The sequence below is a fragment of the Methylophilus aquaticus genome (assembly GCF_030769565.1).
GTDB classification, from domain to species: Bacteria; Pseudomonadota; Gammaproteobacteria; order Burkholderiales; family Methylophilaceae; genus Methylophilus; species Methylophilus aquaticus.
The window spans coordinates 12,690-38,281 of record NZ_JAVCAP010000006.1; the positions used below are offsets into that span (position 1 = coordinate 12,690).

The following is a 25,592-nucleotide window of genomic DNA, read 5'->3' on the forward strand; positions in this document are numbered from 1 at the left end:
TTACTTAATCTATTGAATATTAATCATTTATATGCAGAGGATATGCAGCTGGAAGCCTGCCAGACCGCCCTCACAAAAAAACAATGGACCCAGGCGGTGCAAGCTGCCGAACAATCACCCAATAACGCCAATGCATGGTTATGCAAAGGTCGCGCGCAAACGGCCATGCAACAACGTGAAGCCGCGCAACAAAGCTTCGAGCATGCCATTACGCTCAACCCTGCTGGACTGGATTTAATCTCAGCTTATTTATTGTTGGGGAATACTCAGCACGCGCTTAAACAAAACGAAGCTGCACTTGCCAGCTACGAGCAAGCATTAGCGTTGAGCAAACACGAAAAAATCAAACGCTATGCCATGGTCACGCACAACTTAAAAGGCGAAGCGCTGCTCGAACTGGGCCAATACCTACCGGCATTAGAAGCGTTTCAGGCAGGTGAAAAGCTTGCCATGAACGACAATGAACGCGCAGACAGCTACGAACATGAAGCACAGGCCTATCAAAAACTGCAACAACTCGATAAAGCCGTGGAATACCAGCTCAAAGCCGTGCTTATGCAGAAAAAGTCAGGCGAGCCAGACCAATATGCCGAGGCCAGCTTAACGCTTGGCGAACTGTTTGTTGCCCAAAAAGACTATATCAGCGCAGACCGCACCTACCAGCGCTTGATGGACTATGCACATGATAATGGAGGTGCTTTTTACGAAGCCAAAGCTGCGATTTACCTGGCTGAAGTACGTAAATTGAATGGTGACCCTGCAAGTGCAGCACAATTGATTCAGCAGGCAGAAACCATTGCAGCAACATTGCATGACACCGAGCTGGATGCCTTACTGGTGAAGGCCAAATAAGGCTTAAGAAAAGCCATTTTGTGCATTATGTTTAAGCGACCTGAATGAACGTTCCTTGATGACTTAAGCATCTGATACCTTGTTGTTTCAGTATCAACGAGAGGCATGGTAATTTTGACGCTCAGACCAGACTGGCTTGCCATGCGCCTTGGTTAAGCAGCCTGATTTTCAAAAGATTTACCTTTTTCCCGGAATCCCTTGTAAGGTTGTCCTGTCTTACACGACAAATGGATAACACTCATCAAGCAAACAGGAACTAGACATGCTTCTGGACAACAATCGCCGCAATCCTGCCGGCATTCTTCCCTCTGAAATTACACCGCAATCAGTATTTGCGGACCGCCGATTGTTCTTGCAGACCGCAGGCTTGGCTGCGGCAGGATTGTTATTGCCGGGGCAGTCACGTGCTACGCAAACCACGCTGGCTTATCAAAAAACGGCCTATGGCAAAGAAGAAACGCTGACCAGTCTGGAGGATGTCACCAGCTATAACAACTATTATGAGTTTGGGACGGGGAAATCAGATCCGGCACGTGAGGCCAGCCTGTTTAAGCCGACGCCATGGGCGATCAAGATTGAAGGGGCGGTGAAACAAGCGAAAACATTGAGTCTTGAGCAATTGATGAAGCTGGCGCCGTTGGAAGAGCGTATTTACCGTATGCGTTGCGTCGAGGGCTGGTCTATGGTGATTCCATGGGTGGGCTTGCCGCTTAAAGCTTTAATCGATTGGGCGCAACCGACCGGCAATGCTAAATACGTGGTGTTTATTTCAGCCAATGATCCCCAAACCATGCCTGGCGCCCGTATGCCAATTCTGGATTGGCCTTATGTTGAAGGCTTGCGCATGGATGAAGCCATGCAGCCCCTGACACTGTTGGCTGTGGGGTTGTATGGCAAGGTTTTGCCTAACCAGAATGGTGCGCCGGTACGCCTGGTGGTGCCATGGAAATATGGTTTTAAAGGCGGTAAGGCGATTACCAGCATTCGTTTTGTTGAGCACATGCCACAAACCACATGGATGAAAGCCGGGCCACGTGAGTACGGATTTTATGCCAATGTGAATCCGCAGGTAGACCATCCACGCTGGACGCAGTCATCCGAAAAACCTATTGGCGGTGGTTTGTTTGGCGGAAGGGTGAAAACCAGAATGTTTAATGGGTATGATGAAGTCGGCCAGCTGTATAGTGGCATGGACTTGAAAAAGTACTTTTAATCATGCAGTTACCAGGTTCAATTTCACCTGCACAATCAATCAGTTACGCTAAAATCGTCGCCTGGCTGGCTGCTTTTATCCCGCTGCTTCGTTTGTTCTATCTGGGCTTTACTGACCAACTGGGCGCCAATCCGGTGGAGTTTGTGGAGCGTTCAACCGGCACTTGGGCGTTGGTGTTTCTGTTGATTTCACTGGCTATTACCCCTATTCGTAACCTGAGCGGCCAGGCCTGGTGGATTGCACTGCGCCGCCTGCTAGGGCTATGGATGTTCGCTTATGCCTGTTTGCATGTGCTGGCTTATGTCTGGCTAGACTATATGTTTGACTGGCCCGATATCGTCAAGGACATTGTCAAACATCCATATGTGCTGGTGGGTGCCTCGGCATTGCTTCTGACAATTCCGCTGGCAGCGACTTCTAACCAGCGGGCCATTCGTCAACTCAAGCGGCGCTGGAAAACTCTGCATCAACTGGTCTATTTGGTGGCAGTACTGGCTTTGCTGCACTTTTGGTGGCTGGTAAAAAAAGATGTGACGGAACCTGCGATTTATATCCTCTGCTTTGTGCTGTTAATGGCTTTGCGCTGGCCACATTGGTTTTCCAAAAAATAAGCACACGGCTATCAATCCAACTTTCAACTGGCCTGCCTTGCACTTGTTGCATGGATATCAGCAACCATAAAACTTTGAGGTAAGGCGTGTGCACTGGCCAGCACATTAGAGCCGATGACAAGCACTTTTCACCGGCTATCATTTTGACGATGCGGACGGTGATGCCTTGGAAAATTACAAGCTGCGATTACTCTACCTTGTCATCTTTTTGCTGCTTTTAACTGACATGGCTAGCCGGTTCAGTCTGGATTCTGCCTGGTTTTCCAATCGATGCAAAACATACTGATACATTTTGCCGCCAACTCTCGCTTGACTTTCAGGATGCTTGCACACATTATTTAGGGATTAGGTAATTCGATGATGACTATTTCGGTTACCACTAAAATTGCGGGGAGTGTGTCATCTTGACAACCGACTGGCAAAGCATTTTGCCCTTGGGTCGGCAGTTGGATTTTGCACTGCGGTTGTTGAAAGTACGGAATGACAAAATGTATTACGGCGCCAAGTCATCAGATCTTGGCTGAACAAGTGTTGATAGCCGCTGCGCTAGAGAAATGGCGGCCGCTGGCACGCGTTTCCTGTTTTTTTCTGGCAGCGATTGTTGACGCAGAAGGATGCTGTGAGTCAGTTTATGACTTTAAGGCAGAGGATGTCCGTCAACCGCTTCTGTCGAAACAGCCTATCTGGCCTTGTTTGCCACCCTCAATTCATGCTGCCTTGGCGACGGCTTTGGCGCACCCTTTTCCAGAAGTAGCCGAGCGCATGTTGCAGCTCCCGCTTAAAGATACCGAGGGTGTCTGGCTGGAGCTGTTATTTAAACAGCTGCCCGCTGCTGAGCACGCTAATCAACCACCACAATGCAGAGTGCTATTGCTCATTCGCGACATTACTGCGCAACGCCAGTCAGAACAAAGTCTGATGCATCAGGATGCCAGTTTTGAGAAATACCCGCGTGGTGTGGTGGTGTGTGATGCGCAACAAAACATTATCGAGATCAACCAAACCTTTACTGAAATTACCGGTTATTCACGTGCGGATATCATAGGCCATAACAGTCGAATCAAACAGGGTCCGCTGACCGATCCTGAAACGGTCAATCAGATCAGGCAGGCATTAGCTGAAAAACGTTCATTTCGCGGGCGACTGATTAATTATCGCAAGGACGGCACGCCGTTTTGGAATGAGCTGCTGATACAACCAGTCCTGACTGCGCAAGGGGAGGTTGCATATTACCTTGGCCTGCTTGAGGATGTGACTTATCAACTCAGAAATGATGAGCATCAAATGATCGCACAGGCGGTATTTGATCAGGTTTCGCATGGCTTGCTAATTATCAATCCGCAGCGTTTGTTGCTGAACTGCAACCAGGCGTTTACTGCACTTTGTGGCTATGCACTGCGCGATATTATCGGTATCAAACTGGACAACATCGCAGATACCGGCATGGACAGCTGGCAGAGCGTGTTGTCGGCTTTTGCGCATACGCAGGAGTACCGCGGGGAAATCGCCATCCAGCACGCGCAGGGACCGGGCCAGGCGCTATGGTGTGATGTTACGCTTACCCCGGTGCTGGATCATCATCAGCAAGTCGCATTCTTTATTGCCCTGATTCAGGATGTCACCCACCACAAACAAAGCGAGCTGAGCTTGCTCAAACACGAAAGTTACCAGCGCGCGCTGTTAGACAGCTTTCCTTCCATGATCTGGCTGAAAGACACTCATGGCAAGCTGTTAACCGCTAACCAGCAGTATTTGCGCATGTGTGGCATTTCTAATCAAATGGATATCACCGGTAAAACAGATGCCGACTGCTGGCCTGCCGAAATTGCACAACAGTTTACTGAACGCGATGACCAGGTGATGCAGGATCACCAGCCGAGTAGGGTGGATGAGGCCCTGATTATTCAGGGCGTGACACGCTGGTTTGAAACCTACAGAGCCCCTGTATTATCAAAAGGCGCGGTGGTTGGCAGTGTCGGTATTGCCCAAGAGGTGACTGAGCAACGGCGTCTGGTGGCCTATGAGCGCTTTAAGTTTGCCATGCTGGAAATGGTGGTGCAGGAGCAAGATGCAGCCTTGATCCTGGAGAAAATTGCACGCGGCATTGAATCCTTGCATCCTGGCTCTTATTGCGCGATTGCCCTGGCCAAGAATATGGGGCAACTGGTACAAACAGTGATTGCGCCGACTTTACCCAAGGTTTTTCTCGAAACACTCAGTCAGTTGCGTGTGGAGATGGGAAATGGCTCGTTGGGAACGGCCATTGCTATCAAGCAGCGCGTGATTGTTGAAGATGTGATGAACCATCCTTACTGGCTCTATCACCGCGAAGCGGCCAGCAAGGCCGGAATCAGAGCCGGATGGGCAGAGCCGATTATTACGACTGGTGGCGAGGTGTTGGGTGCATTTGGTATTTACTACCAGGCCTCACAAACCCCTTCACTGGAAGAGCAGGGCTTGATCGCGCAGGCGGCCAAGCTGGTCAGTATTGTGCTGGAGCGACATGTCTCGCAGGATCGCATCCAGACATTGGCTTATCGTGACCTGGTGACCGGCTTGCCAAACCGGCGGCAGGTTAACGAAATTTTGCAGCAGATGCGAGAGCAGCCACTGGAAGCGCATCACTCGGCAGTGATCTATATAGACCTGGACCACTTCAAGTGGATTAACGACGCGCATGGACACGCTTTGGGTAATGCTTTACTCGCTCAAGTGGCTGAACGCTTGCAGACGGTGGTCGAGCATCATTTCCTGGCATGCATGGGTGGAGACGAGTTTGTGGTCGTGCTATCCGGGCTGGATAGCAACCAAGCCATGGCACAACAGCAAATGCAAGGCATGCAGCACAGGTTGCAAAAATCGTTTGGCCGCATGTACAAGGTGGATGGGCAGAAACTCCATATTACTGCCAGCATGGGCATGGCACTGTTCAGCGCATCCTCCATGCGTGAGGTGGACTGCGTCAAGGCTGTAGATATTGCGATGCATAAAGCCAAGCAGGCAGGGCGTAACACCGTGTGTATTTATGACCCTGGCATGCAGGCTGAAATTGCAACGCAAGTCATGCTGGAATCACAGTTGCGAGAAGCTATTGTGATGCAGCAGTTACGTCTGTATTACCAGGTGCAGGTTGATCATACCGGCCGTCCATTTGGTGCCGAAGCGCTGATACGCTGGCAACACCCGCAGCATGGGCTGATTTCACCGTCACAGTTTATTCCGATTGCCGAGGCCAGCGGATTGATTGTTGAGATGGGTAAATGGGTAATTGATCAGGCTTGCGCCCAGATTGCTGCGTGGCAGACTGACCCAAAAACCAGCGAGCTCAGTTTGTCAGTGAATATCAGTGCCCGCCAGTTCAGGCAATCCAACTTTATTAGCATGGTGAAGTCCTGTATTCAACGGCATCATATAAACCCGAATGCCTTGCGACTGGAGCTAACTGAAAGTGTGCTGCTTGAGAATGTGGATGATGCGGTACATATCATGACTCAACTGAGCCAGCTAGGTATTCAGTTTTCTCTGGATGATTTTGGTACGGGTTACTCGTCTCTGCAATATCTAAAGAAGCTGCCTTTGTATCAACTCAAAATTGACCGCTCGTTTGTGAATGATATTGTGACTGACAGTCACGACCGCACCATTGTGCGTACGATTATTGCCATGGCACAAAGTATGTATCTGGGGGTCATTGCAGAAGGGGTCGAAACAGAGGCACAAATGGAGTTGTTACTAAACAACGGTTGTCGCCGCTATCAGGGATATTTATTTGGTAAACCCATGCCGATTGATACCTTTAATCAACTTCTGAAGAACAGTTTTGGCTAGTTACACAAGGCCGTCGCAATGGCCCTTTATTGCGATGTCACTGGCTTAGCCTCTGGGATGGTTGTTTCTAGTTTCTGTGGCAGTATCTCTTTATGGGCACTGCTGTTTTGTGTCAGTTGCGCGGTGCTTTCTGCGGTGAGCATCAAGATGCGCACGTGTCGATTGACTGATTGCGCCAGCGTGTTCTCGCTAATTGAAACAGGTTGCGTATCCGACAGTCCAATTGCACTCATTTGTTTGGCCGGTAATCCATATAACATCAACTGACTGGTCACCCTTGCTGCCTGGATAGCGGTTATTTCCCAACGCTTGGATTTGGCATCCATTTGTCCCTTGAACATGTCATGGTCAGTATGTGCTTCAATTTGCAAGGTACGGTATTCAGTATTAAGCTTGCTTACGATAATGCTGAGTACGGTTTCGGCTTGCGAGGTTAATTCATAGTTGCTGCCTTTAAATAAAAAATCACTTTGCAAATCAATATAGACCCCACGGCTGGATTGAAAAATAGAAATTGTTTTTTGCTCTAGCCAGGGTGCCAGTTCATTTGCCAGTTGCTGACCAATGGTGCGTACTTTCTCCTGATCGCGCAGTTTTTTTTCCTGATATAAATAGCTCAGTGGCAGAGGTTTAAGTACGGTGGTTGGACTCTGTGCGCTTGGTTGTGTCGCCGTGCTGTCAACAGCGGTTTGCCCAGGTTGCCCTTGAAATGCAGTAACTACCGCACTGGAGAGTGCACGGTATTTATTGAGGTTAATGGTTGAGGTGGCATACATCACCACAAAAAATGCAAAGAGTAGGGTGATAAAGTCTGCGTATGAGATCAACCAACGGTCTTGATTGTCATCATCATCATCCAGCTTGCGGCGGCGTAACATCAATCATCCTTAAGGCGTAAATAGGCTTCCAGACGTTCACTGACCAGTTTGGGGTGATCGCCTCTGGCAATAGAAACCCAAGCATTGAGCAACATTTCACGCCGGGACATTTCATGCTGGATATGGTGTTTTAATTTGTTGGCAATCGGCAAAAAAATCAGATTCGCAAGTGCAACGCCATAGATGGTAGCAACGAAAGCGACTGCGATCCCACTACCGATTTTGCTTGGGTCTGACAAATTTTCCATGACATGAATCAGGCCCAGCACCGCGCCCAGAATGCCCACTGTGGGTGCATAGCCACCTGCAGCAGACCAGATTTTCACTGCTTCACGCTGTTGTAATTCATAGTAATACATATCAATAGCGCAGATTTCACGCACACGGTCAGGCGGGGTGCCATCTACCACCAGTTGTAACCCCTTGAGAACAAATGGATCCTGTTCGCGCTTGAGGTGGTTTTCCAACGAAAAAACACCATCTCTACGGGCTTGCTGGCTCCATATGTTTATACGCTGCGCCAGTTTTTTCCGGTCGTCTTGCGGTTTGATAAAGACCCCGCGTAACATACGCAAGCCCTTGAAAAACAATTTGAGTTCAGTTTGCAGCAAGACTGCGCCCATGGTGCCGAGCATGACGACAATAAACGCCGCAGGCTGCATTAAAGAATGCAGGTTGCCGCCTTCCATGGTTTGGCCGATCACCAGTCCGGCAATGGCAATGGCAAGACCAGCGAGGCTGCCCCAATCCATCAGGAGACCTCTGTCCAGGCTTTCTCACGCATTGAAGCGCGCAGGCGGGCAACTGCCTGGCTGTGCAATTGACAGACGCGTGACTCGGAAACGTTCATGATAGCGCCTATTTCCTTCAGGTTGAGCTCTTGCTCATAGTACAAGCCCATCAATACTTTTTCGCGTTCAGGCAGATGTTCAATCGAATCTATCAGTGCTGCACGAAAGTCACCTTCCAGCAAGGACTTGACTGGGTCATTACTGTCATCATCGACAAAGCGATCAAGAAAATGCTCGCCGCCGTCATCATCCTGAAAGTCTTCATAATAAATAAGCTGATGCCCTTGACAGTCACCCAATACATCATAGTAATCTTCCAGCGTGAAGTTCATGTGTTTGGCGATCTCGGACTCGGTAGGCGGGCGCCCCAGCTTTTGTTCCAGTTGCTGTACGGCCAGTTCGATATCGCGCATATTTTTGCGAATGCCACGTGGCAACCAGTCAGCACCTCTCAATTCATCCAGCATGGCGCCGCGTACCCGTTGTGAGGCATAGGTTTCGAATTGCGCACCATGTGTATCTTCATAGCGCTGAATCGCATCCATCAACCCTATCATACCGGCTTGGACCAAATCATCGAGCTCCACACAGGAGGGGAGTTTGGATTTGAGCTGATACGCCATTTTTTTGACCAGCCCAGCATGCTGCTTGAGCATGTGTTCGGTATTGTTTGTTTTGCCTTTAGCGGTATACATGGCTTCCTCTTTCTACTCTAGGCCAGTGCCAGATTTGAAGGGGTTAAACGACGTTTGGCCAAGCTGCTGGCAACCGCCTTGAATGCAATGGCGGCTTGCGCCTTGGGAAAAGCATCAATCACGCTGCGCCCCATTGCGCTAGACTTGCGTAAGGCATCATCTTCCGGGATTGCACCCAGAAAATTTAGACTGACTCCCAGAAACTGCTTGCACACCTGGCTCAGGCGCAAAAAGTATTGCTGTCCCTGAGCTTGGTTAGAGCGGGTGACAACTACGCCAAAAGGGCGGTTTCCGTACTGCTGGCATACACGCTTGATCGTGATATATGCGGATTTAATCGCCTCTTCATCACGGCCCATTTGAATCACCAGTTCGTGTTGTGACATCATCGGCAGGGGCAGTCCCAGTGCCGAGTCCAGTTGTGCTTCTATCATTACGGTATCGTAGTCATAAGCCAGTTGCTTCACTATACCGTCAAGCTTTGCATTTAAATTGACTGATAAGGGCGGCGTTATGGGGTTATTTTCACTTAAACATGCCATATCAAACCCCAAAGGGTGAGCAGTGATTGAGTGATTGAGTGTTGTTTTTTGCAATACTACTGTTTGCAAAGTCGGTGTCTGTTTCAGTTGTGTTGTTGCCTGAATCAATAGCATGCGTTGTTCTGGTCCAGCCATGCTAGCTGCCAGGTTGGTCAACCAGGATTGTGCTGACTGACCATCTGCAGCCAATACGCTGATCATGCGCGCATTGGGTGTGCCCATAATGCGTCTCAGGCCATCGGCCTGGTCTCGCTGGTTAAACATGCTGATGCTCCTCACCTTGCGTTGCTTGCATGATATTGGCCACCACCAGTGGCAACTCTTCATCCAGATACTGGTAAGGCCAACTAGACTGGTTCGGGGTCAATACACGCTCCACCAGCGCATCCTTGTTTGCCACCTCGATGTCTTCCGGGACGCGCTGACCACTGGTGGTATAAAACAGGCGCATACGCTCGCGGATCAGTACATCCAGCACATTACCAATGGCTGCCGCTTCATCCAGTTTGGTCACAATACATCCTGCAATATCATGCTTTTTATAGCTGCGCATAACATCTGTCAGGGTTTCACCCGTAGAGGTTGCATTAAGGCATAGCAGTTTTTGAATCGGTGTTTCTGACTGATTCAGCATGGCCAGTTGCTCTGCCACGGCCTGATCGCGTTGGCTGACACCTACGGTATCCACCAGAATCATGTGTTTGTTTTTCAGCTCTTTGAGCGCAATTTTCAAATCTTCTTCATCTTTGACGGCATGCACCATCACGCCAAGAATCTTGCCGTAAATGCGCAGTTGTTCGTAGCCACCAATCCGGTAGCTGTCAGTGGTGATCAGACCGAGGTTTTGCGTGCCATGTTTCATCACGTAGCGGGCCGCAAGTTTGGCAGTGGTGGTGGTTTTGCCAACGCCGGTTGGGCCAACCAGCGCATACACGCCACCGCGATCGAGCAGGGCGTCTTCATCGTCCAGTGTCTGCAGGTTGCGGCTGATGATTTCCTTGGCCCATAAAGGTGCTTTGGTCACATCAATATGTGCGGGTAATTTCTCGGCAATCTGACGTGACAGTGAAGCACTGAAACTGGCTGACAGCAGGGTGCTCAAGACTTTGGATTTGGCCGGGCTGTGTTGCAAATGATGCTGCCAGGTAATGGCACTCATCTGCGATTCAAAGTTGCTGCGCATATGGCGCATTTCCTGCATCATGCCACGCATTTTTTCTTCCAGCGTTTGCGTGGCGAGCTGATAGGCCTGCTCTTGCTGTTCACTCTGTTGCTTGAGCATGCTCATAATGGCTTGTTCGTTGGCAGCCGGCTCTGTAGTTGGCACAGGTGTAGCCATGACCGGGGCTGGTGTAGCCGCTGGTTTACGCGGCTGATCCTTTTCTGCCACATAATCCAGCAGGCTACGTGCATGTTCGCTTTCGCCACTGGCGGCATTCTGATCGACCGTGCTATCGACATCAGATTCGAGCATTGCAAGAATTTCCGTGCCACCGTTAACACTTCGGTTCGCCACAATAATTGCATCATCGCCCAGGGCCTGTTTAACCTGTGCCAGGGCTTCACGTGCATTTTTGCCAAAAAATCTCTTGATATTCATTTATTGCGCTCCGATTAAACTGGTGACACGGATGGATTTGTTATCTGGCAACTCGTCGTGTGATAACACTCTGAGATGCGGGACGGTTCTTCTTAAAAATCTGGACAAGGCGTTACGTAGCGGGGCAGCCACCAGCAATACGGGGGTCATGCCCATTTGCTCCTGTTGTCTGGCAGCCACTTCAGTTTGCTGAGACAGTTTTTCTGCGATGCCTGGTTCGATCACACTTTGTGCCGACTGGTTGTTTTGCATGGCTTGCAACAGCAAGCGTTCCAGTTGGCCATCCAGCGTCATCGCTGTAATTTCGTTACCATAGGGGAACAGGTCCTGCACAATCGCACGCCCCAATTTGACCCGGACCATAGACGTCAGGTCGGCTGGATCCTGCGTATACTGCGCATGATCCGCCAGTGTCTCGAGGATGCTGCGCATATCGCGGATATGTACGCCTTCGTTCAACAGGTTTTGTAATACTTTTTGCAGGGTAGACAGGCTGATCGTTTTTGGTACGATTTCTTCAATCAGTTTGCTGGCATCTTTGCCCAAATGATCGAGTAATTGCTGTACTTCCTGACGACCCAGCAACTCACCCGCATTCAGGGAGATAATGTGGTTCAGGTGGGTTGCAATCACCGTGCCAGCATCCACAACGGTGTAGCCCATGCTTTGTGCATATTCCTTGCGGTCAGACTCAATCCAGACGGCAGGCAATCCAAATGCCGGGTCGGTTGTTCTAGCGCCTTCCAGCTCTCCGGTGACTGCACCGGGATCAATCGCCAGCATCTGGTTGTAGTTTGATTCACCACTGGCCATTTCCACACCTTTCATGGTGATGCGATAGGCATTGGGTTTCAAGGTCAGGTTGTCTCGGATATGGACAGTAGGGGCTAAAAAGCCAATCTCCTGCGCAAATTTTTTACGGATGCCTTTGATACGTTTGAGTAATTCACCGCCCTGACCTTTGTCTACCAGCGGAATCAGGCGATAACCCACTTCGAGGCCAATCGTGTCTACTGGCAACACATCTTCCCACGTAGCCTCTTCGGCTTCGGTTGCAGGGGCCAGCTTGTCTTCAGGTGGCGGGGTCATCGCTGCCTGCTGGGCGGCTTTTTCTTTTTTCTGTGTAACGCTGTAGGCAAGGGCGGCCATGCCGGCACCCAGTGCCAGGAAGGCCAGATGTGGCATGCCGGGAATCAGGCCAATGCCAAAAATGATCGCCGCAGTGAAATTCATGACCTTTGGATTTTCAAACAGCTGACTGATCAATTGGCCACCGATATCTTCATTGTTAGCCACGCGGGATACCACCACACCTGCTGCGATGGAAATGACCAGAGAAGGAATTTGTGCCACCAGGCCATCCCCAATCGCCAGCATCGTGTAGTTTTTCACGGCATCGTCAAAGCCCAGGCCATGTTGCACCATGCCGACAATCAGGCCGCCCACAATGTTGATAATAATGACTAAAATACCGGCAATCGCATCGCCTCGAACATATTTACTGGCACCATCCATTGCGCCGTAAAACTCCGATTCCTGACTGACTTCCTTGCGACGGCGGCGTGCTTCATCTTCACCAATCAAGCCAGCGTTCAAATCGGCATCAATTGCCATTTGTTTGCCAGGCATGGCATCCAAGGTAAACCGTGCGCCCACTTCAGCAATCCGGCCAGCACCTTTGGTGATCACGGTAAAGTTGATAATGGTGAGAATCACAAATACCACAATCCCCACTGCGTAATTGCCACCAATCAAAAAGTGGCCAAAGGCTTCAATCACTTTGCCTGCGGCATCCGGTCCAGCGTGACCTTCAGTCAGCACCACGCGGGTAGAGGCCACATTCAGTGAAAGCCGCAGCATGGTGGTCATCAACAAAACGGTAGGGAAGGCAATAAAATCGAGTGGTTTGGTCGTTTGTAAACCGATCATTAACACCAAGATAGACAGCGCGATATTAAAGGTGAAGAACACATCGAGCACGATCGCTGGCAATGGCAATATCATCATTGCCAGTAACAAGACAATAATCAGGGGGGCGGCAACCGCGCGGCCGTCCAGTTTTCCTATCCATTGTTGCCAATTATTCATTTAATGCTCCTGCTCTGATACGCATGCTTTGTGACTATGACTTACTCAAACTCTGTTGCGCTGGCTGGTGCGGCCAGTAATGCATGTGGATCCAGTGCATCCGGTACCGGAACGTTATCTGGCTTGGCTGGCTGTATGCCGCCATGCTGTTTAAACACACGCAGTTGAAATACATAAGCTAAAATTTCTGCCACCGCCGCATATAAGGCCTGTGGAATTTCATGTTCCAGTTCGGTGTGCGCATATAAGGCACGTGCCAGCTTGGGAGACTCCAGTGTCATCACCTGATGCTCAGCAGCAATCTCCCTGATTTTCAGGGCAATTGCATCCACCCCTTTGGCGACCACAATAGGGGCACCTGTTTCACCTTCTTTATAACGTACAGCCACGGCATAGTGCGTTGGGTTGGTAATCACCACATCCGCAGTCGGCACATTCGTCATCATTCTTCTGCGCGCCATTTCACGTTGTTGCTGACGAATCCGGCCTTTGACCTCAGGGCTGCCTTCAGACTCTTTGGATTCGTCTTTTAATTCCTGCTTAGTCATCTTGTGTTTTTGCGCATATTGATAAAGCTGGTAGGGCACATCAATCACTGCAATCACGACCAGCGCAGAAGCAATCGTCAAAAAGCCGGTTTGCATGTAATCGCTGATATTACTGATGCCTGTCTCCAGCGGCGTTGCCGACAATCCCAGCATGGGTTCCAGATCTTTTTTCACAATGGCGTATGCCACTGAAGCCACCAATACCGTTTTGGCAATGGATTTCAATAACTCGACCAAAGAGTTTTTTGAAAACAGATTGCCCAGGCCTTTCATCGGATTCAGTCGACTGAATTGTGGCATCAGGGATTTCTGCGTCATGACCCAACCGCCGACCATCACAGGAGCTGCCACTGCGACGGCCACCATAATCACCGCCAGTGGCAAAAATGCCCACATCAGTTGTTCGACCACTTTAAGCATATGCACAATCAGCAAACTGGGCTCAAAAGCCAGCGTACGGTCGAATTGCAGACCCTGCTTAAGCACATTCTTCATGGCATCCGCCATCGGCTTGCCTAACATCATCATCGCCAACCCGCTGACAAACAGGACTGCACAGGCTGCCAGTTCACGCGAGCGCGGAACATCACCTTCTTCGCGTGCCTTTTCCAATCGCTTGGGGGACGCGTCTTCGGTTTTTTCCATATCGCTATCTTCAGCCATATCCTCAACTCGCTAGTGGGTGGGGTATCAATGCACAACTCCTTGATACATGGTTGTGATTATTGGTCACCAATGTATTTTTTTATGTTGGGAATAGAAGGACTAATCCGCTCCTTTCTCTCATTCTTTAAATACATGTTGTTAACGCGTGCAAAATTTAAAAATAAAAAACCTTTAAAAACAGTTGTTTATTAAATAAATAAAATTTTTTTGAATAAAAACCTAAAGTTTTAGTCAGGCCGGACGTAAAAGGGATATCAGCGAAATCGTCGCTATTCGCAGATCAGGCCGAAAAAACACCGGCAAATCGGGTGTTAACGGAATACAACAGGAAAACTTGAATTATTTTTTGAATTGGATTGCAAGATATGCTGCAAGGATCAACACTCAATACCTAAAGTTTAAAATTAAATTAATAACATAACATATTGTTTTTTATTGGTATGTGAATGGCCATGTTAGGGTTTGTAAGACAAACACCTACATGGCTGCTTTCGTCTGTCCTACAAAATTAACCGACAAACCCTGATTGTTGGCAATCATGATTGCGCGCAAAGTACGCCTAACACCCAAGCGTACTTAATATTTACCGCGAAAAACTAAAATGGAGAAAGATCATGACTGTCATGCAAAACGATTTACTCGCTGAAATCAAAGATGCCAACCTGAACTACCTGATGCTGGCGCAACAATTGATCCGTGCCGATAAAGCCACTGCAATTTTCCGTCTGGGGATTAACAAGGAAATTGCTAACCTGCTGGAAGGCTTGACCAACCTACAATTACTGAAACTCTGTAATACCAATATGCTGCTCACCCGTTTCCGTTTTGATGACAGCGAAATTCTGGGCATGCTGACCAGCTATGCCAAAGATCCTTCCCAAGCCCATTTGCACACTGCTGTACTGATGTCAGCACAAGCATCAGAGTCTACTGTATAACTGGTTACAAGCTGTCTATCTTGAGATAAGAACGATAAAAGGGGTCCATCATGCAAAAGAAAAGTGTAGTAAACGAAGCAGAACAAATTCAACTGGCCATGCAAATGATTACCTTGGGTGCACGTCTGCAGCTACTGGAATCACAAACCACATTATCACGTGAGCGTTTAATCAAGCTATATAAGGAAATGAAAGGTGTTTCACCGCCTAAAGGCATGCTGCCTTTCTCTACTGACTGGTTTTTGACCTGGCAACCTAACATTCACTCATCCATTTTCTACAATATCTATCGCTTTATGATGGATTACGCAGGCGTAGACGGCATTCAGGCCATTATCAAGGCTTACACGCTGTACATGCAGCAGGTGCAAAATCCTGACGCAGCAGGGCAGGTTGAAGAACCTGTATTGTCATTGACACGTGCATGGACTCTGGTGCGCTTTGTTGAGAGCAAAATGCTGACCACCAAGGTGTGTCATTGCTGTGGTGGTCAATACATCGTGAACACCTACGACCTGAACTCAAACTATGTATGCAACCTGTGTCATGTGCCATCACGTGCCGGTAAAACCAAAAAAGCCAAAGAGCTCAGTTACAAACTGGTATCCATGACGGCCTGATCATCGGATTTTTTCTGGATAGTTGCCTGAGTTTGCATATTTGCAAGGCTGGTTTGTAAATGTTTAAAAAAGGTGTGGTCATGCATTCAGTCACTTCAGGGGCAGGGTTTGCGTTGCTTCGCGGTCAGTTTTTGCAACGCGTTCTGCCCCAAAAACTCTGGAGTCAGGCACTTTTAATACAATTGTCGAGTGTGCTGTTGATTACGTGCGTTTCTCCCGCCGTGATCAACAGCGTATTTGCATTTGAACTACGTAGTCTTGGCATCCATCTAGAACATGGCCTGACCTGGTTACTGCTACATGTTGTTCTGGTCAGTGTGATGGCGGCTGCCATCCGCATGCCTGTCTGGTGGCGCTGGATTCATCTGGTTTTTCCAATTGCAGTCACGCTGATGCAGGCGCTGGCGTTACCGGCTAGCGTTTATCTCGGCGGATTTATCATCACGCTGGCATTGTATTGGTCTGTACACAATACGCGTGTGCCTTTTTATCCCTCTTTTCCAGCCACCTGGCGTGCCATGCATCACTTGCTGGAGCAGCAGGCTGGCGATGATTCCTTACGCGTGCTGGATATTGGCAGCGGGATAGGCGACTTGCCGCTGTTTCTTGCCAAACAACGCCCACATGACCGCGTATCCGGCATTGAAATTGCGCCATTGCCATGGCTGATCAGTTTTATACGTGCGACCTTTTCCGGGTCTGCAGTGAATTTTACGCTCGGTAATTATCAGCAATTGCATTTTGCCGAACAAGATGTGATTTTTGCCTACTTATCGCCAGCGGTGATGGAAGATGTCTGGCAAAAAGTATGTCGCGAAATGCGCTCTGGCACCTGTTTTATCAGTTCGGAGTTTGCGGTGCCTGACGTGACTGCGACGCACATCATCTATCCCGGCATTCATGCGCCGGCACTTTACCTGTACCGTTTGCCTTAAAACGCGTTGACTTTCCGGCGCAGGCCGCACTTGCGCACTTCCCCTTTTTCCAGACCTGCTTTTGCTTACCAAAACTAATAGGGCCGCTAAATCCCGTTTATTTGAAAAATTGAATCTGGTGGACGGTTGGTATGCTGTGCTTTATTGATTGCTAAATTTTTGGAGCAAAAAGCATGTTAGTCATTATTGGTTACGTGGTCATTCTGGGCGCTATTTTTGGTGGCTACGCAGCAGCAGGTGGGCATTTGGGTGGTTTATGGCAACCATTGGAGATTGTCATGATTTTCGGCGGCGCTTTTGGTGCATTTGTGGTCGGCAACGATGCAAAATCGCTTAAGGCTACCCTTAAAGACTTTCCTAAAGTATTCAAGGGTTCCCATGTCAATAAAGCGATGTACATGGATTTGCTGGCACTCTTGTTCGAGATTCTGACCAAAATTCGCAAAGAAGGCATGATGGCGATCGAGAAGGATGTTGAAGATCCTGAGTCGAGTGCTGTATTCGGCAAATACCCCACCATTTTGCATGACCATCATCTGATTGAATTCATCACAGATTATTTGCGGCTGATGGTGTCAGGCAATATGGATGCATTTCAAGTTGAAAACTTAATGGACAATGAAATTGAAACCCATCATATGGAAGGGCATGTTTCTGCACATTGCATTGCAAAGCTTGGCGATGCATTACCCGCTTTTGGTATTGTCGCGGCCGTGATGGGGGTGGTGCACACCATGGAAAGCCTCAGCTTGCCACCTACCGAGTTAGGCGTACTCATTGGGCACGCGCTGGTGGGTACTTTTCTAGGGATTTTATTGGCTTACGGATTTGTTGGTCCATTGGCAGGTGTTTTAGAGGCCAAGTTAGAAGAAAGCACCAAAGTGTTTCAGACCATTAAAGTAACCTTACTTGCAAGCCTCAATGGATACGCGCCGGCGATTGCTGTGGAGTTTGGCCGTAAAGTTCTGTACTCCACCGAGCGTCCAACCTTCTCCGAGCTGGAAGAGCATGTTAAACAAGCCAAGAAATAATCAGCGCTTGATCATACTTACGCCAAGCAAAAAGGAGCACATCCATGGCTGAAGAAAAAATTGCCCCGATTATTGTCAAGAAAATCAAGAAGAGCAGCGGCGGACACCATGGCGGCGCCTGGAAAATTGCTTATGCCGACTTCGTCACGGCAATGATGGCATTTTTCTTGTTGATGTGGCTATTGGGCTCAACCTCAAAAGCGCAAAAAGAGGGGATCTCCGAATATTTTAAAACGCCGTTGAAAGTTGTCTTGATGGGGCCGAGTGTCGGCGCCAGTGATTCCGCATTAAAAAATACCGGCGGTAAGGATGTCACCTTGAAACAAGGGCAGGTTAAGCCAGTAGATGGCGATCCTGGCCGAAACAAAATGATCAAGGAAAAAGAGTTGAAAGAGATGCTCAAACAAGCTGAAAAAGCAAAATTAGAGCAACTCAAGACCAAAATCGAACAAGCGATTGATGATAATCCGGAGCTTAAACAATTTAAGTCGCAACTGAAGCTGGACATGACCAGTGAAGGATTAAGAATACAAATTATAGATGAGCAAAATCGACCGATGTTTGAGAACGCCAGAGCGGATTTGCAACCCTATGCCAAAAAAATTCTGCATGAAATTGGCAAAACGCTCAATGGCGTCGAGAACAAAATCAGCTTATCCGGCCACACAGATGCGACCCCTTATGCCCATGGAGAACAGGGCTACAGTAACTGGGAGTTGTCTGCCGACCGCGCCAACTCCTCCAGGCGAGAGTTGATTGCCGGCGGGATGGATGAAGCTAAACTGGTGCGTGTACTTGGCCTGGGCTCTGCAACCTTAATGGACAAAGAAAATCCGTTTAATCCGATTAACCGACGCATCAGCCTGATAGTGATGAATAAAGAGGCTGAAGAGGAACTGTTAAGAGATAACGAACAGGTTTCTATCAGCGAACATGACCAGTCTGAAGTCGAAGCACTAAAAGCAAAGCAGGGCGCAGCACAGCAATAAAGCCAGCGTATTGGGGATTGGTCGAGAAATAAACGTTTTTTACAATGTTTATTACACGATTGGAAATTAAACGAATCAGGCAAGATAGGACCTATATGAAAACATTGCCCATAGATGAATTGAGAGAGTTGCTCGCTGCGGTATCCACCCATGGCGACTGGCATTTGCTTGAAATTGAAACTGATTTGCAACAAACCACCTTTTTGTTGAATGAAGCTATTGAGAAGTTGAGTCATAGCTTTATGAACGTATATGCACAATTAACCGAACAACAAACAGCATTACAACTGCTGGCCGATGCCGGTAAATTGCAACCTGAGGAAATGCAGCAATTGCAGATTTTTCAGGACAACATTGGTCAAGAAGTGAACAAGGTGGTGACTGGCATGCAATTTCAAGACATGACCAACCAGTTGATACAACGCACGATCAATCGTGTTAATGGCTTGAAAGCCTTGTTACAAGAGCTTTCCAGTCATCAGCTACCGATGACTGCCGAGGATGAACATGACGAAATCAGAAATTTTATTATGCAACTGAATCAGAACTTCGGTCAGGGCAGCCAACATCTGACAGGTAATTTACGCAAGTCAGTGAATCAGCAAGATCTGGCAAGTGGCGATATAGATTTATTTTAATCACAGCAACGTTTAACAAGACTTTTTGGATAAGGCGAGTGAAAAATGGCGAAGACAATTTTAACAGTAGATGATTCCGGATCATTACGTCAGATGGTGACTTTCAGCCTGAAAGCAGCCGGGTACGATGTGGTACAGGCGGTTGACGGACAAGACGGTTTAAACAAAGCAAAAGAAAAAACCGTTGATCTGGTACTCACTGATCAAAACATGCCGATTATGGATGGGCTAACATTGATTGCCAATTTGCGCAGTCTGGCCTCCTATCAAAAAATACCAATTTTGATGCTGACCACAGAGTCTTCAGATGAAATGAAGGCGAAAGGTAAAGCGGCAGGCGCTAACGGTTGGCTGGTTAAACCGTTTGACCCTAAACGTTTGATCGAAGTGGTACAGAAGGTGATTGGCGCTTAAAGCCGGTTGGCCTCAGCAAAAGGACAGGAGAAATACTATGACAGTGGATATGAGCCAGTTTTATGAGGTGTTTTTTGACGAGGCTGAAGAGTTATTGGCCGAAGCAGAACGCCTGCTGCTTGGCATTGATGTCGCTGATCCGGATATCGAGCAATTAAACGCCATTTTCAGAGCTGCACACTCGATTAAAGGGGGCGCAGCTACTTTTGGTTTTATGGACATGGCTGAAATTACCCATGTACTGGAAAACTTGCTGGATAAAATCCGCAAACAGGAAATGGCGCTTACTAATGAGCATGTGGATGCATTTCTGGCCGCGAAAGATGTGATCAAAATGCAACTGGATGGTCACCGTCATGCAACAGAAGTGAATGCGGAACAGGTGGGTGATGTTTCCATGATGCTGAAGTCCTTATCTGAAGGTAAAGACGCGGCTATCCCGGCAGACCCACTGCTCGAACAATTCAAACCGGAACCTGAAGCATTTAAAGTTGCGGAGCAAAAGCCGGTGATTGAACTGACTGATGCTGACAAGTCAAAAGGCCTCAAACTTTACGATGTCGGCTTGCCCGAGGTTACAGAGCGTGACTTGAGCAATTTGAAAGACGAACTGGCGTTATTGGGTGAGATCGCCGTCTATCAGCGCCAGAATAACGCATTTGCATTGATGGTAAAAACTGATTCCAGTGCCGATGACATCATCTCCATTTGCTCTTTTATTTTAGATCCTGATGCTTTAGTGATTCATGAAGTGGGTGCGTCAGACGCAGCCCCTGCTGTCACTGCCAGTCCTGAAACCTCTCAAGCTGCTGCGCCGGTAGGGGATGATCCTGGGTATGGTTTTTTTGATGATGATCCGATTATTGCCGCGATTGAACCTGTAGAAAATCTGGCAGAGGCGAAAGCCGCGCAAGCGCCGACAGCGCCTGTGAGTGGTGATAAAGTCAAAGTGGCCGAAGAAATGGGCTATGGCTTGTTTGGTAAAGATGGTCAGGAAAAGCAAGAGGAAGGCTATGGCTTTTTTGCTCCATTCAAGCCGCACCCTGATGCCCCTAAAGCACAAATGATTGGTGATGAAACTCCAGTCACTGCAGCTGCGTTGGCAAGCGCGCCAACTGCAGTCATTGCACCTGCCAACGCTGCCGATGATAGGCGCACACAACCAAGACGCGAAGCAGATAAAGCTGCGCCGCAAAGTGCCGAAAGTAGTTCGATTCGCGTTGGCATTGAAAAAGTTGACCAGTTGATTAATCTGGTAGGTGAGCTGGTCATTACACAGGCCATGATTGAACAACGTGTGAATGCGCTTGAACCAGTTGAAAACGAAGCGCTGATTAATAGCGTTAGCCAACTCACCCGTAATACGCGTGACTTGCAAGAGTCTGTGATGTCTATTCGCATGATGCCGATGGACTTTGTCTTCTCGCGCTTTCCGCGCATGGTGCGCGACTTGGCCGGCAAACTTGGCAAAAAAGTTGAATTTGTCACTATAGGTGCGGCTACCGAGCTGGACAAGAGTTTAATTGAACGCATTGTTGACCCACTGACCCATCTGGTACGCAATAGTGTGGATCACGGTATTGAAAAACCGGAAGTACGCCGCTCTGTCGGTAAGGCTGAAAGCGGCACCTTGACTTTGTCTGCTTCGCACAAAGGCGGCAGCATCGTGATTGAGGTCACTGATGATGGCGGTGGTTTGAACCGTGAAAGAATTTTGGCCAAAGCTGCGGCTAACGGCCTGCCGGTGAATGAAAGCATGACCGATAGTGAGGTGTTTAACCTGATTTTTGCCCCTGGTTTTTCTACGGCTGAAGTGGTGACTGATGTTTCTGGTCGCGGTGTGGGGATGGATGTGGTTAAGCGGAACATTACTGCCATGGGTGGCAATGTGGATATCCGTTCTGCACTTGGGTATGGCACAACAATTTCCATCTCACTCCCGCTGACTTTGGCGATTTTGGATGGCATGTCGGTTTCTTTAGGTAAAAGTGTTTACGTTGTCCCTCTCAATCTGATTGTTGAAACCCTGCAACCACGTGCCGAAGATTTGAAAACGGTAACAGGTGAAGGCTTAATGGTTCATGTGCGTGGTGAGTATCTGCCAATTATTGCATTACATGCTTTATTTAATCACCCAACTGAAATTACAAGCCCCACTGACGGTGTGCTGCTGATTCTGGAAGCTGATGGCAAGAAATCAGCCCTGTTTGTTGACCGGCTGGTAGGCCAGCAACAAGTGGTAATCAAGAGTCTGGAGACCAATTTTAAACGGATTCCAGGGGTGTCTGGCGCCACGATCATGGGCGATGGTTCTGTCGCATTGATTCTTGACGTGCCTGCTATTACCCAAATGGGTCAAACCACTAATTACGTCACAGGCGGATTGGCATTTGCCAATCAGAACTATTCAACTTTAGATAAGCATATCAATGCATAAGGAGTACATGCAATGACAACCACTGAAATCAGCAATACCCAAAACAACAATACTGTCAGCAATCTCAAAACGGCGGCTGGTGAGTATCTGACCTTTGTTTTAGGAAATGAGCAATATGGCATTGAGATTCTGAAAGTACAAGAAATCCGAGGCTATGATGCGGTTACCCAAATTGCCAATATGCCGGCCTTTATCAAGGGCGTGGTCAATTTGCGCGGAAAGATTGTCCCGATTGTTGACTTGCGAATCAAGTTTAATCTTGGCAAGGTCGAGTACAACGAATTTACCGTTGTGATTATCCTCAACCTCAATGGCCGTATCGTCGGCATTGTGGTGGATGGTGTATCAGATGTGCGTGAGTTGCGCGAAGAACACTTGCGCGAGGTGCCATCACTGGTGACTCGCATTGATACAAAGTATATCGTCGGTCTGGCCACCATCGAACAGGAAATGTTGATTCTGGTGGACATTGAAAAACTGATGACCAGTGATGAAATGGAGCTGATGGATACAGTGGTGCATTAAACCACCCATCAACAATACCGAGAACAACAGGGGGAAATCATGATTTCAAGTGTGTTGAACATGTTGGCTGGAACAACGAAAGAGTATCGAGCCATTAAAAATGAAGTAAGTGAGTTTAAAGCATTAAAGGCAGAGATTAATAAAGCACGCTGTATTGTTGAATTGAATGCCAATGGTGAAATCACCCATGGTAATCACAACTTGTGCCAGGCTCTCGGTTACAACGAGTCCGAGTTGATTGGCCAGCATCATCGCACCCTGTTGTCTCGTGCCGAAGCCACCAAACCCGAATACGAACAATTCTGGTCAGCCTTAAAAAGTGGTCAATCGCAGGTCGGCACTTTCAAAATGGTGAATAAGGCCGGTAAAGACTTCTGGTTTCAAGGGTACTACGCGCCTGTCTGTGATGGACCAAACAAAAGCCTGCGCAAAGTGGTGGCCTATTTAACCGACATTTCAATAGAAAAATCCCGCACCCTCGCTTTACAGGTGGAAGAAGATGCGCTGAACCAGTCATTTGGCGTGATGGAATGTGACATGCAAGGCAATATTTTGTCTTGCAATGAGATGTTTCTGAAGCCGCTGGGCTACGCAGAAAAAGAAGTTGTTGGCCAGCCGGTCAGTAAAATTCTGTCTGCTGAAACAGCCAACAGTCTTGCCTATAAAACATTATGGCAAGAACTGAATAGTGGCAAGAGCATTACCAGAGAAATTTGTCGCGTTTCAAAAAGTGGAGAGGAGTTCTGGTTCCAGTCCACCTATGTGCCTGTTAACGATGAGTCTGGAAAACCGGGCAAAGTGGTCGTTTATTCTTATTGCGTGACGCAAGAGAAACTGAAAAATGCTAATTATATCGGGCAGATCAACGCCATTAACCAAACACAGGGGGTGATTGAGTTCGATCTGGATGGCAATGTACTGGCCGTTAACGATAAGTTCCTGAACGTTGTTGGTTATGGCCGAGAAGAAATACTGGGCAAACACCACAGTCTGCTGGTCTCGGAAAAGCATAAAAACAGTCAGGAATACAAAGACTTCTGGGCTGGGCTGAATCAAGGCCAACCCCATGAAGGGGTCTACCATCGCTATGGCAAAGGCGGTAAAGATATCTGGTTGCAAGCCAGCTACAACCCTATTATCGGCCTGGCAGGCAAGCCATTTAAAGTGGTTAAGTATGCCACCGACATTACCAAGGCGGTGCTGGCTGACAAAGAACAGGTTAAGAAATCTGTTGAAGCCATGATGATTAAAAACGCACTCGAATCTGCCTCCAACAATTTAATGGTGGCCGATAATGACGGGGTCATCACCTATATGAATCCGTCTACATTGGCATTAATGCGTGAAGCCGCGGATACATTCAAATCCCTTTTTCCAAGTTTTAATCCAGATCAGTTGATCGGTCAAAACTTTGATTTATTTCACAAAAACCCTGCCCACCAGCGTAATTTACTCGGGAGTTTGAAAGAGCGGCATATTGCCGAATTACCCGTGGGCAATATGTTCTTCAGGCTAACCGCCAACCCGTTATTTGATAATAAGGGTGAACGTTTGGGCTCTGTGGTTGAGTGGGTGAATCTGACCGAAGAAAAGCGGGTTGAAAACGAGATTAAAACGATTGTTGAAGGGGCTGTTGCCGGTAACCTGTCTGACCGTCTTGATCCTTCAAAAGTAAAAGGCTCCGTCGTAAAAACGATGGAATCCATTAACCAGTTGCTAGACAGTTTCAGCGATATCCTCTTGCAAGTGCGTGAGGCTGGCGAAACCATCAATACTGCTGCGCAGGAAATTTCCAGTGGCAATAACGATTTATCCAGCCGCACCGAGCAACAGGCTTCCAGCCTGGAAGAAACAGCCTCCAGCATGGAGCAGCTGGCCTCCACAGTGAGACACAATGCTGACAATGCGCGTCAGGCCAATCAAATGGCAGAAGCCGCCTCTCAAGTCGCCATACGCGGTGGCGATGTGGTTGGCAATGTGGTTTCAACGATGAGTGCGATCAACGAAAGTGCGCACAAAATTGAAGACATTATTACGGTAATTGACGGCATTGCCTTCCAGACCAATATCCTGGCCTTGAACGCGGCAGTTGAAGCCGCACGTGCCGGTGAGCAGGGCCGTGGCTTTGCAGTGGTGGCCGGTGAAGTGCGTAATCTGGCACAGCGTTCTGCAAGTGCGGCTAAAGAGATTAAAGAACTGATCAGTGATTCGGTAAGTAAAACAGCCGAAGGCACCAAACTGGTACAAAGTGCGGGTGAAACCATGCATGAAATCGTCACTTCCGTACAGCGTGTGACCGACATCATGAGTGAAATTACTGCGGCCTCTGCAGAACAGAGTTCCGGGATTGATCAAGTCAATGGTGCCGTGACCAATATGGATGAGGTTACCCAGCAGAATGCTGCCTTGGTTGAAGAGGCAGCAGCGGCTGCAGAGTCATTGGTAGAGCAGGCATCCAATCTCATGGACTCGGTGAATCATTACCAATTACGTGGCGTGGCAAGCAGTGCGCAATCGGCACCGCGGTCCACGCATCGCCCGGCAGCAAGCCCTTCCAAGGCCACTGTACACATAAGCCAGGCCAAGCCGGTGCACAATACAGCACCTAAAAAGCCGCTCAAAACAGGTACAGACAATACCGACTGGGAAGAATTCTAACGCCACTTTTGCTATTGGAGGCAGATCATGTCCAGCAAGATATCTGCGTTTATTGAAGAAATGAATGAGGTCTTCTTGATCTGGTCGTGTGCGTT

21 protein-coding genes are annotated in these 25,592 nt (G+C 48.4%); 14 read left to right on the forward strand and 7 right to left on the reverse strand.

Translation table 11 applies throughout. The features are described 5' to 3' along the window. The first annotated feature begins 42 nt into the window (after positions 1-42). From Q9291_RS03800 to Q9291_RS03815, 4 genes are all read left to right on the forward strand, one after another. Entirely contained in the window at positions 43-852 is an 810-nt protein-coding gene (locus tag Q9291_RS03800) for a tetratricopeptide repeat protein (protein ID WP_306388677.1), read from the forward strand. Positions 853-1,114: 262 nt separating this feature from the next. Beyond that, complete coding sequence (gene msrP, locus Q9291_RS03805; protein ID WP_306388678.1) at positions 1,115-2,065, forward strand: protein-methionine-sulfoxide reductase catalytic subunit MsrP; 951 nt, start codon at positions 1,115-1,117, stop codon at positions 2,063-2,065. A gap of 2 nt (positions 2,066-2,067) precedes the next feature. Beyond that, positions 2,068-2,676, forward strand: coding sequence for a protein-methionine-sulfoxide reductase heme-binding subunit MsrQ (msrQ, locus tag Q9291_RS03810; protein WP_306388679.1), 609 nt, complete (start codon positions 2,068-2,070; stop codon positions 2,674-2,676). A gap of 480 nt (positions 2,677-3,156) precedes the next feature. Beyond that, the gene (locus Q9291_RS03815; protein ID WP_306388680.1) at positions 3,157-6,504 is read left to right on the forward strand and encodes an EAL domain-containing protein; all 3,348 of its coding nucleotides are present in this window, start codon (positions 3,157-3,159) and stop codon (positions 6,502-6,504) included. Positions 6,505-6,530: 26 nt separating this feature from the next. Here Q9291_RS03815 and Q9291_RS03820 read toward each other — a convergent pair whose 3' ends face one another. The 7 genes from Q9291_RS03820 to flhB are packed head-to-tail and all read right to left on the reverse strand — an operon-like array spanning position 6,531 to position 14,309. Continuing rightward, complete coding sequence (locus tag Q9291_RS03820) at positions 6,531-7,382, reverse strand: flagellar motor protein MotB (RefSeq protein WP_306388681.1); 852 nt, start codon at positions 7,380-7,382, stop codon at positions 6,531-6,533. Further along, positions 7,382-8,134 (reverse strand): flagellar motor protein, encoded by a 753-nt coding sequence (locus Q9291_RS03825; RefSeq protein WP_306388682.1) that lies wholly within the window; start codon positions 8,132-8,134, stop codon positions 7,382-7,384. Before Q9291_RS03825 ends, Q9291_RS03820 begins: the two co-directional genes overlap by 1 nt. After that, positions 8,134-8,868, reverse strand: coding sequence for an RNA polymerase sigma factor FliA (locus Q9291_RS03830; RefSeq protein ID WP_306388683.1), 735 nt, complete (start codon positions 8,866-8,868; stop codon positions 8,134-8,136). The genes Q9291_RS03825 and Q9291_RS03830 overlap by 1 nt, the downstream gene beginning before the upstream one ends. A 17-nt stretch (positions 8,869-8,885) precedes the next feature. Next, positions 8,886-9,674 carry a MinD/ParA family ATP-binding protein gene (locus Q9291_RS03835; protein ID WP_306388684.1) on the reverse strand — a complete coding sequence of 263 codons (789 nt, stop codon included), beginning with the start codon at positions 9,672-9,674 and terminating at the stop codon, positions 8,886-8,888. Continuing rightward, on the reverse strand, positions 9,667-11,010 hold the full coding sequence (flhF, locus tag Q9291_RS03840) for a flagellar biosynthesis GTPase FlhF (RefSeq protein WP_306388685.1): 1,344 nt from the start codon (positions 11,008-11,010) through the stop codon (positions 9,667-9,669). The genes Q9291_RS03835 and flhF overlap by 8 nt, the downstream gene beginning before the upstream one ends. After that, the gene (gene flhA / locus Q9291_RS03845; RefSeq protein WP_306388686.1) at positions 11,011-13,098 is read right to left on the reverse strand and encodes a flagellar biosynthesis protein FlhA; all 2,088 of its coding nucleotides are present in this window, start codon (positions 13,096-13,098) and stop codon (positions 11,011-11,013) included. It abuts the gene before it with no gap. A gap of 41 nt (positions 13,099-13,139) precedes the next feature. After that, positions 13,140-14,309 carry a flagellar biosynthesis protein FlhB gene (gene flhB, locus Q9291_RS03850; protein ID WP_306388687.1) on the reverse strand — a complete coding sequence of 390 codons (1,170 nt, stop codon included), beginning with the start codon at positions 14,307-14,309 and terminating at the stop codon, positions 13,140-13,142. Between the two features lie 617 nt (positions 14,310-14,926). Here flhB and flhD point away from each other — a divergent pair. From flhD to Q9291_RS03900, 10 genes are all read left to right on the forward strand, one after another. Further along, entirely contained in the window at positions 14,927-15,250 is a 324-nt protein-coding gene (gene flhD, locus Q9291_RS03855; protein ID WP_306388688.1) for a flagellar transcriptional regulator FlhD, read from the forward strand. Positions 15,251-15,300: 50 nt separating this feature from the next. After that, complete coding sequence (flhC, locus tag Q9291_RS03860; protein ID WP_306388689.1) at positions 15,301-15,870, forward strand: flagellar transcriptional regulator FlhC; 570 nt, start codon at positions 15,301-15,303, stop codon at positions 15,868-15,870. Between the two features lie 59 nt (positions 15,871-15,929). Then, entirely contained in the window at positions 15,930-16,805 is an 876-nt protein-coding gene (locus Q9291_RS03865) for a class I SAM-dependent methyltransferase (RefSeq protein ID WP_306388690.1), read from the forward strand. A 173-nt stretch (positions 16,806-16,978) separates the two neighbouring features. Beyond that, positions 16,979-17,836, forward strand: coding sequence for a flagellar motor stator protein MotA (motA, locus tag Q9291_RS03870; RefSeq protein WP_306388691.1), 858 nt, complete (start codon positions 16,979-16,981; stop codon positions 17,834-17,836). A 44-nt stretch (positions 17,837-17,880) separates the two neighbouring features. Continuing rightward, on the forward strand, positions 17,881-18,825 hold the full coding sequence (motB, locus tag Q9291_RS03875; protein ID WP_306388692.1) for a flagellar motor protein MotB: 945 nt from the start codon (positions 17,881-17,883) through the stop codon (positions 18,823-18,825). Positions 18,826-18,920: 95 nt separating this feature from the next. Beyond that, positions 18,921-19,463 (forward strand): chemotaxis protein, encoded by a 543-nt coding sequence (locus tag Q9291_RS03880; RefSeq protein WP_306388693.1) that lies wholly within the window; start codon positions 18,921-18,923, stop codon positions 19,461-19,463. Between the two features lie 45 nt (positions 19,464-19,508). Continuing rightward, positions 19,509-19,877, forward strand: coding sequence for a response regulator (locus Q9291_RS03885; RefSeq protein WP_306388694.1), 369 nt, complete (start codon positions 19,509-19,511; stop codon positions 19,875-19,877). A 37-nt stretch (positions 19,878-19,914) separates the two neighbouring features. Continuing rightward, the gene (gene cheA, locus Q9291_RS03890) at positions 19,915-22,314 is read left to right on the forward strand and encodes a chemotaxis protein CheA (RefSeq protein ID WP_306388695.1); all 2,400 of its coding nucleotides are present in this window, start codon (positions 19,915-19,917) and stop codon (positions 22,312-22,314) included. 12 nt (positions 22,315-22,326) lie between these two features. Further along, a complete protein-coding gene (locus Q9291_RS03895; RefSeq protein ID WP_306388696.1) occupies positions 22,327-22,839 on the forward strand; it encodes a chemotaxis protein CheW in 513 nt (170 codons plus the stop codon). Between the two features lie 39 nt (positions 22,840-22,878). Further along, on the forward strand, positions 22,879-25,497 hold the full coding sequence (locus Q9291_RS03900) for a methyl-accepting chemotaxis protein (RefSeq protein ID WP_306388697.1): 2,619 nt from the start codon (positions 22,879-22,881) through the stop codon (positions 25,495-25,497). The last annotated feature ends 95 nt before the right edge of the window (positions 25,498-25,592 follow it).

Bases quoted from the DNA above. Each gene is read 5' to 3' on its own strand.
- Q9291_RS03885 (WP_306388694.1), top strand. From the start codon at position 19,509: ATGGCGAAGACAATTTTAACAGTAGATGATTCCGGATCATTACGTCAG.
- flhD (WP_306388688.1), top strand. From the start codon at position 14,927: ATGACTGTCATGCAAAACGATTTACTCGCTGAAATCAAAGATGCCAAC.
- flhC (WP_306388689.1), top strand. From the start codon at position 15,301: ATGCAAAAGAAAAGTGTAGTAAACGAAGCAGAACAAATTCAACTGGCC.
- Q9291_RS03880 (WP_306388693.1), top strand. From the start codon at position 18,921: ATGAAAACATTGCCCATAGATGAATTGAGAGAGTTGCTCGCTGCGGTA.
- Q9291_RS03830 (WP_306388683.1), bottom strand. From the start codon at position 8,868: ATGTATACCGCTAAAGGCAAAACAAACAATACCGAACACATGCTCAAG.
- Q9291_RS03825 (WP_306388682.1), bottom strand. From the start codon at position 8,134: ATGGATTGGGGCAGCCTCGCTGGTCTTGCCATTGCCATTGCCGGACTG.
- Q9291_RS03820 (WP_306388681.1), bottom strand. From the start codon at position 7,382: ATGTTACGCCGCCGCAAGCTGGATGATGATGATGACAATCAAGACCGT.
- Q9291_RS03900 (WP_306388697.1), top strand. From the start codon at position 22,879: ATGATTTCAAGTGTGTTGAACATGTTGGCTGGAACAACGAAAGAGTAT.
- flhB (WP_306388687.1), bottom strand. From the start codon at position 14,309: ATGGCTGAAGATAGCGATATGGAAAAAACCGAAGACGCGTCCCCCAAG.
- Q9291_RS03865 (WP_306388690.1), top strand. From the start codon at position 15,930: ATGTTTAAAAAAGGTGTGGTCATGCATTCAGTCACTTCAGGGGCAGGG.
- motA (WP_306388691.1), top strand. From the start codon at position 16,979: ATGTTAGTCATTATTGGTTACGTGGTCATTCTGGGCGCTATTTTTGGT.
- flhF (WP_306388685.1), bottom strand. From the start codon at position 11,010: ATGAATATCAAGAGATTTTTTGGCAAAAATGCACGTGAAGCCCTGGCA.
- msrP (WP_306388678.1), top strand. From the start codon at position 1,115: ATGCTTCTGGACAACAATCGCCGCAATCCTGCCGGCATTCTTCCCTCT.
- Q9291_RS03835 (WP_306388684.1), bottom strand. From the start codon at position 9,674: ATGTTTAACCAGCGAGACCAGGCCGATGGCCTGAGACGCATTATGGGC.
- Q9291_RS03815 (WP_306388680.1), top strand. From the start codon at position 3,157: ATGACAAAATGTATTACGGCGCCAAGTCATCAGATCTTGGCTGAACAA.
- motB (WP_306388692.1), top strand. From the start codon at position 17,881: ATGGCTGAAGAAAAAATTGCCCCGATTATTGTCAAGAAAATCAAGAAG.
- flhA (WP_306388686.1), bottom strand. From the start codon at position 13,098: ATGAATAATTGGCAACAATGGATAGGAAAACTGGACGGCCGCGCGGTT.
- Q9291_RS03800 (WP_306388677.1), top strand. From the start codon at position 43: ATGCAGCTGGAAGCCTGCCAGACCGCCCTCACAAAAAAACAATGGACC.
- msrQ (WP_306388679.1), top strand. From the start codon at position 2,068: ATGCAGTTACCAGGTTCAATTTCACCTGCACAATCAATCAGTTACGCT.
- cheA (WP_306388695.1), top strand. From the start codon at position 19,915: ATGACAGTGGATATGAGCCAGTTTTATGAGGTGTTTTTTGACGAGGCT.
- Q9291_RS03895 (WP_306388696.1), top strand. From the start codon at position 22,327: ATGACAACCACTGAAATCAGCAATACCCAAAACAACAATACTGTCAGC.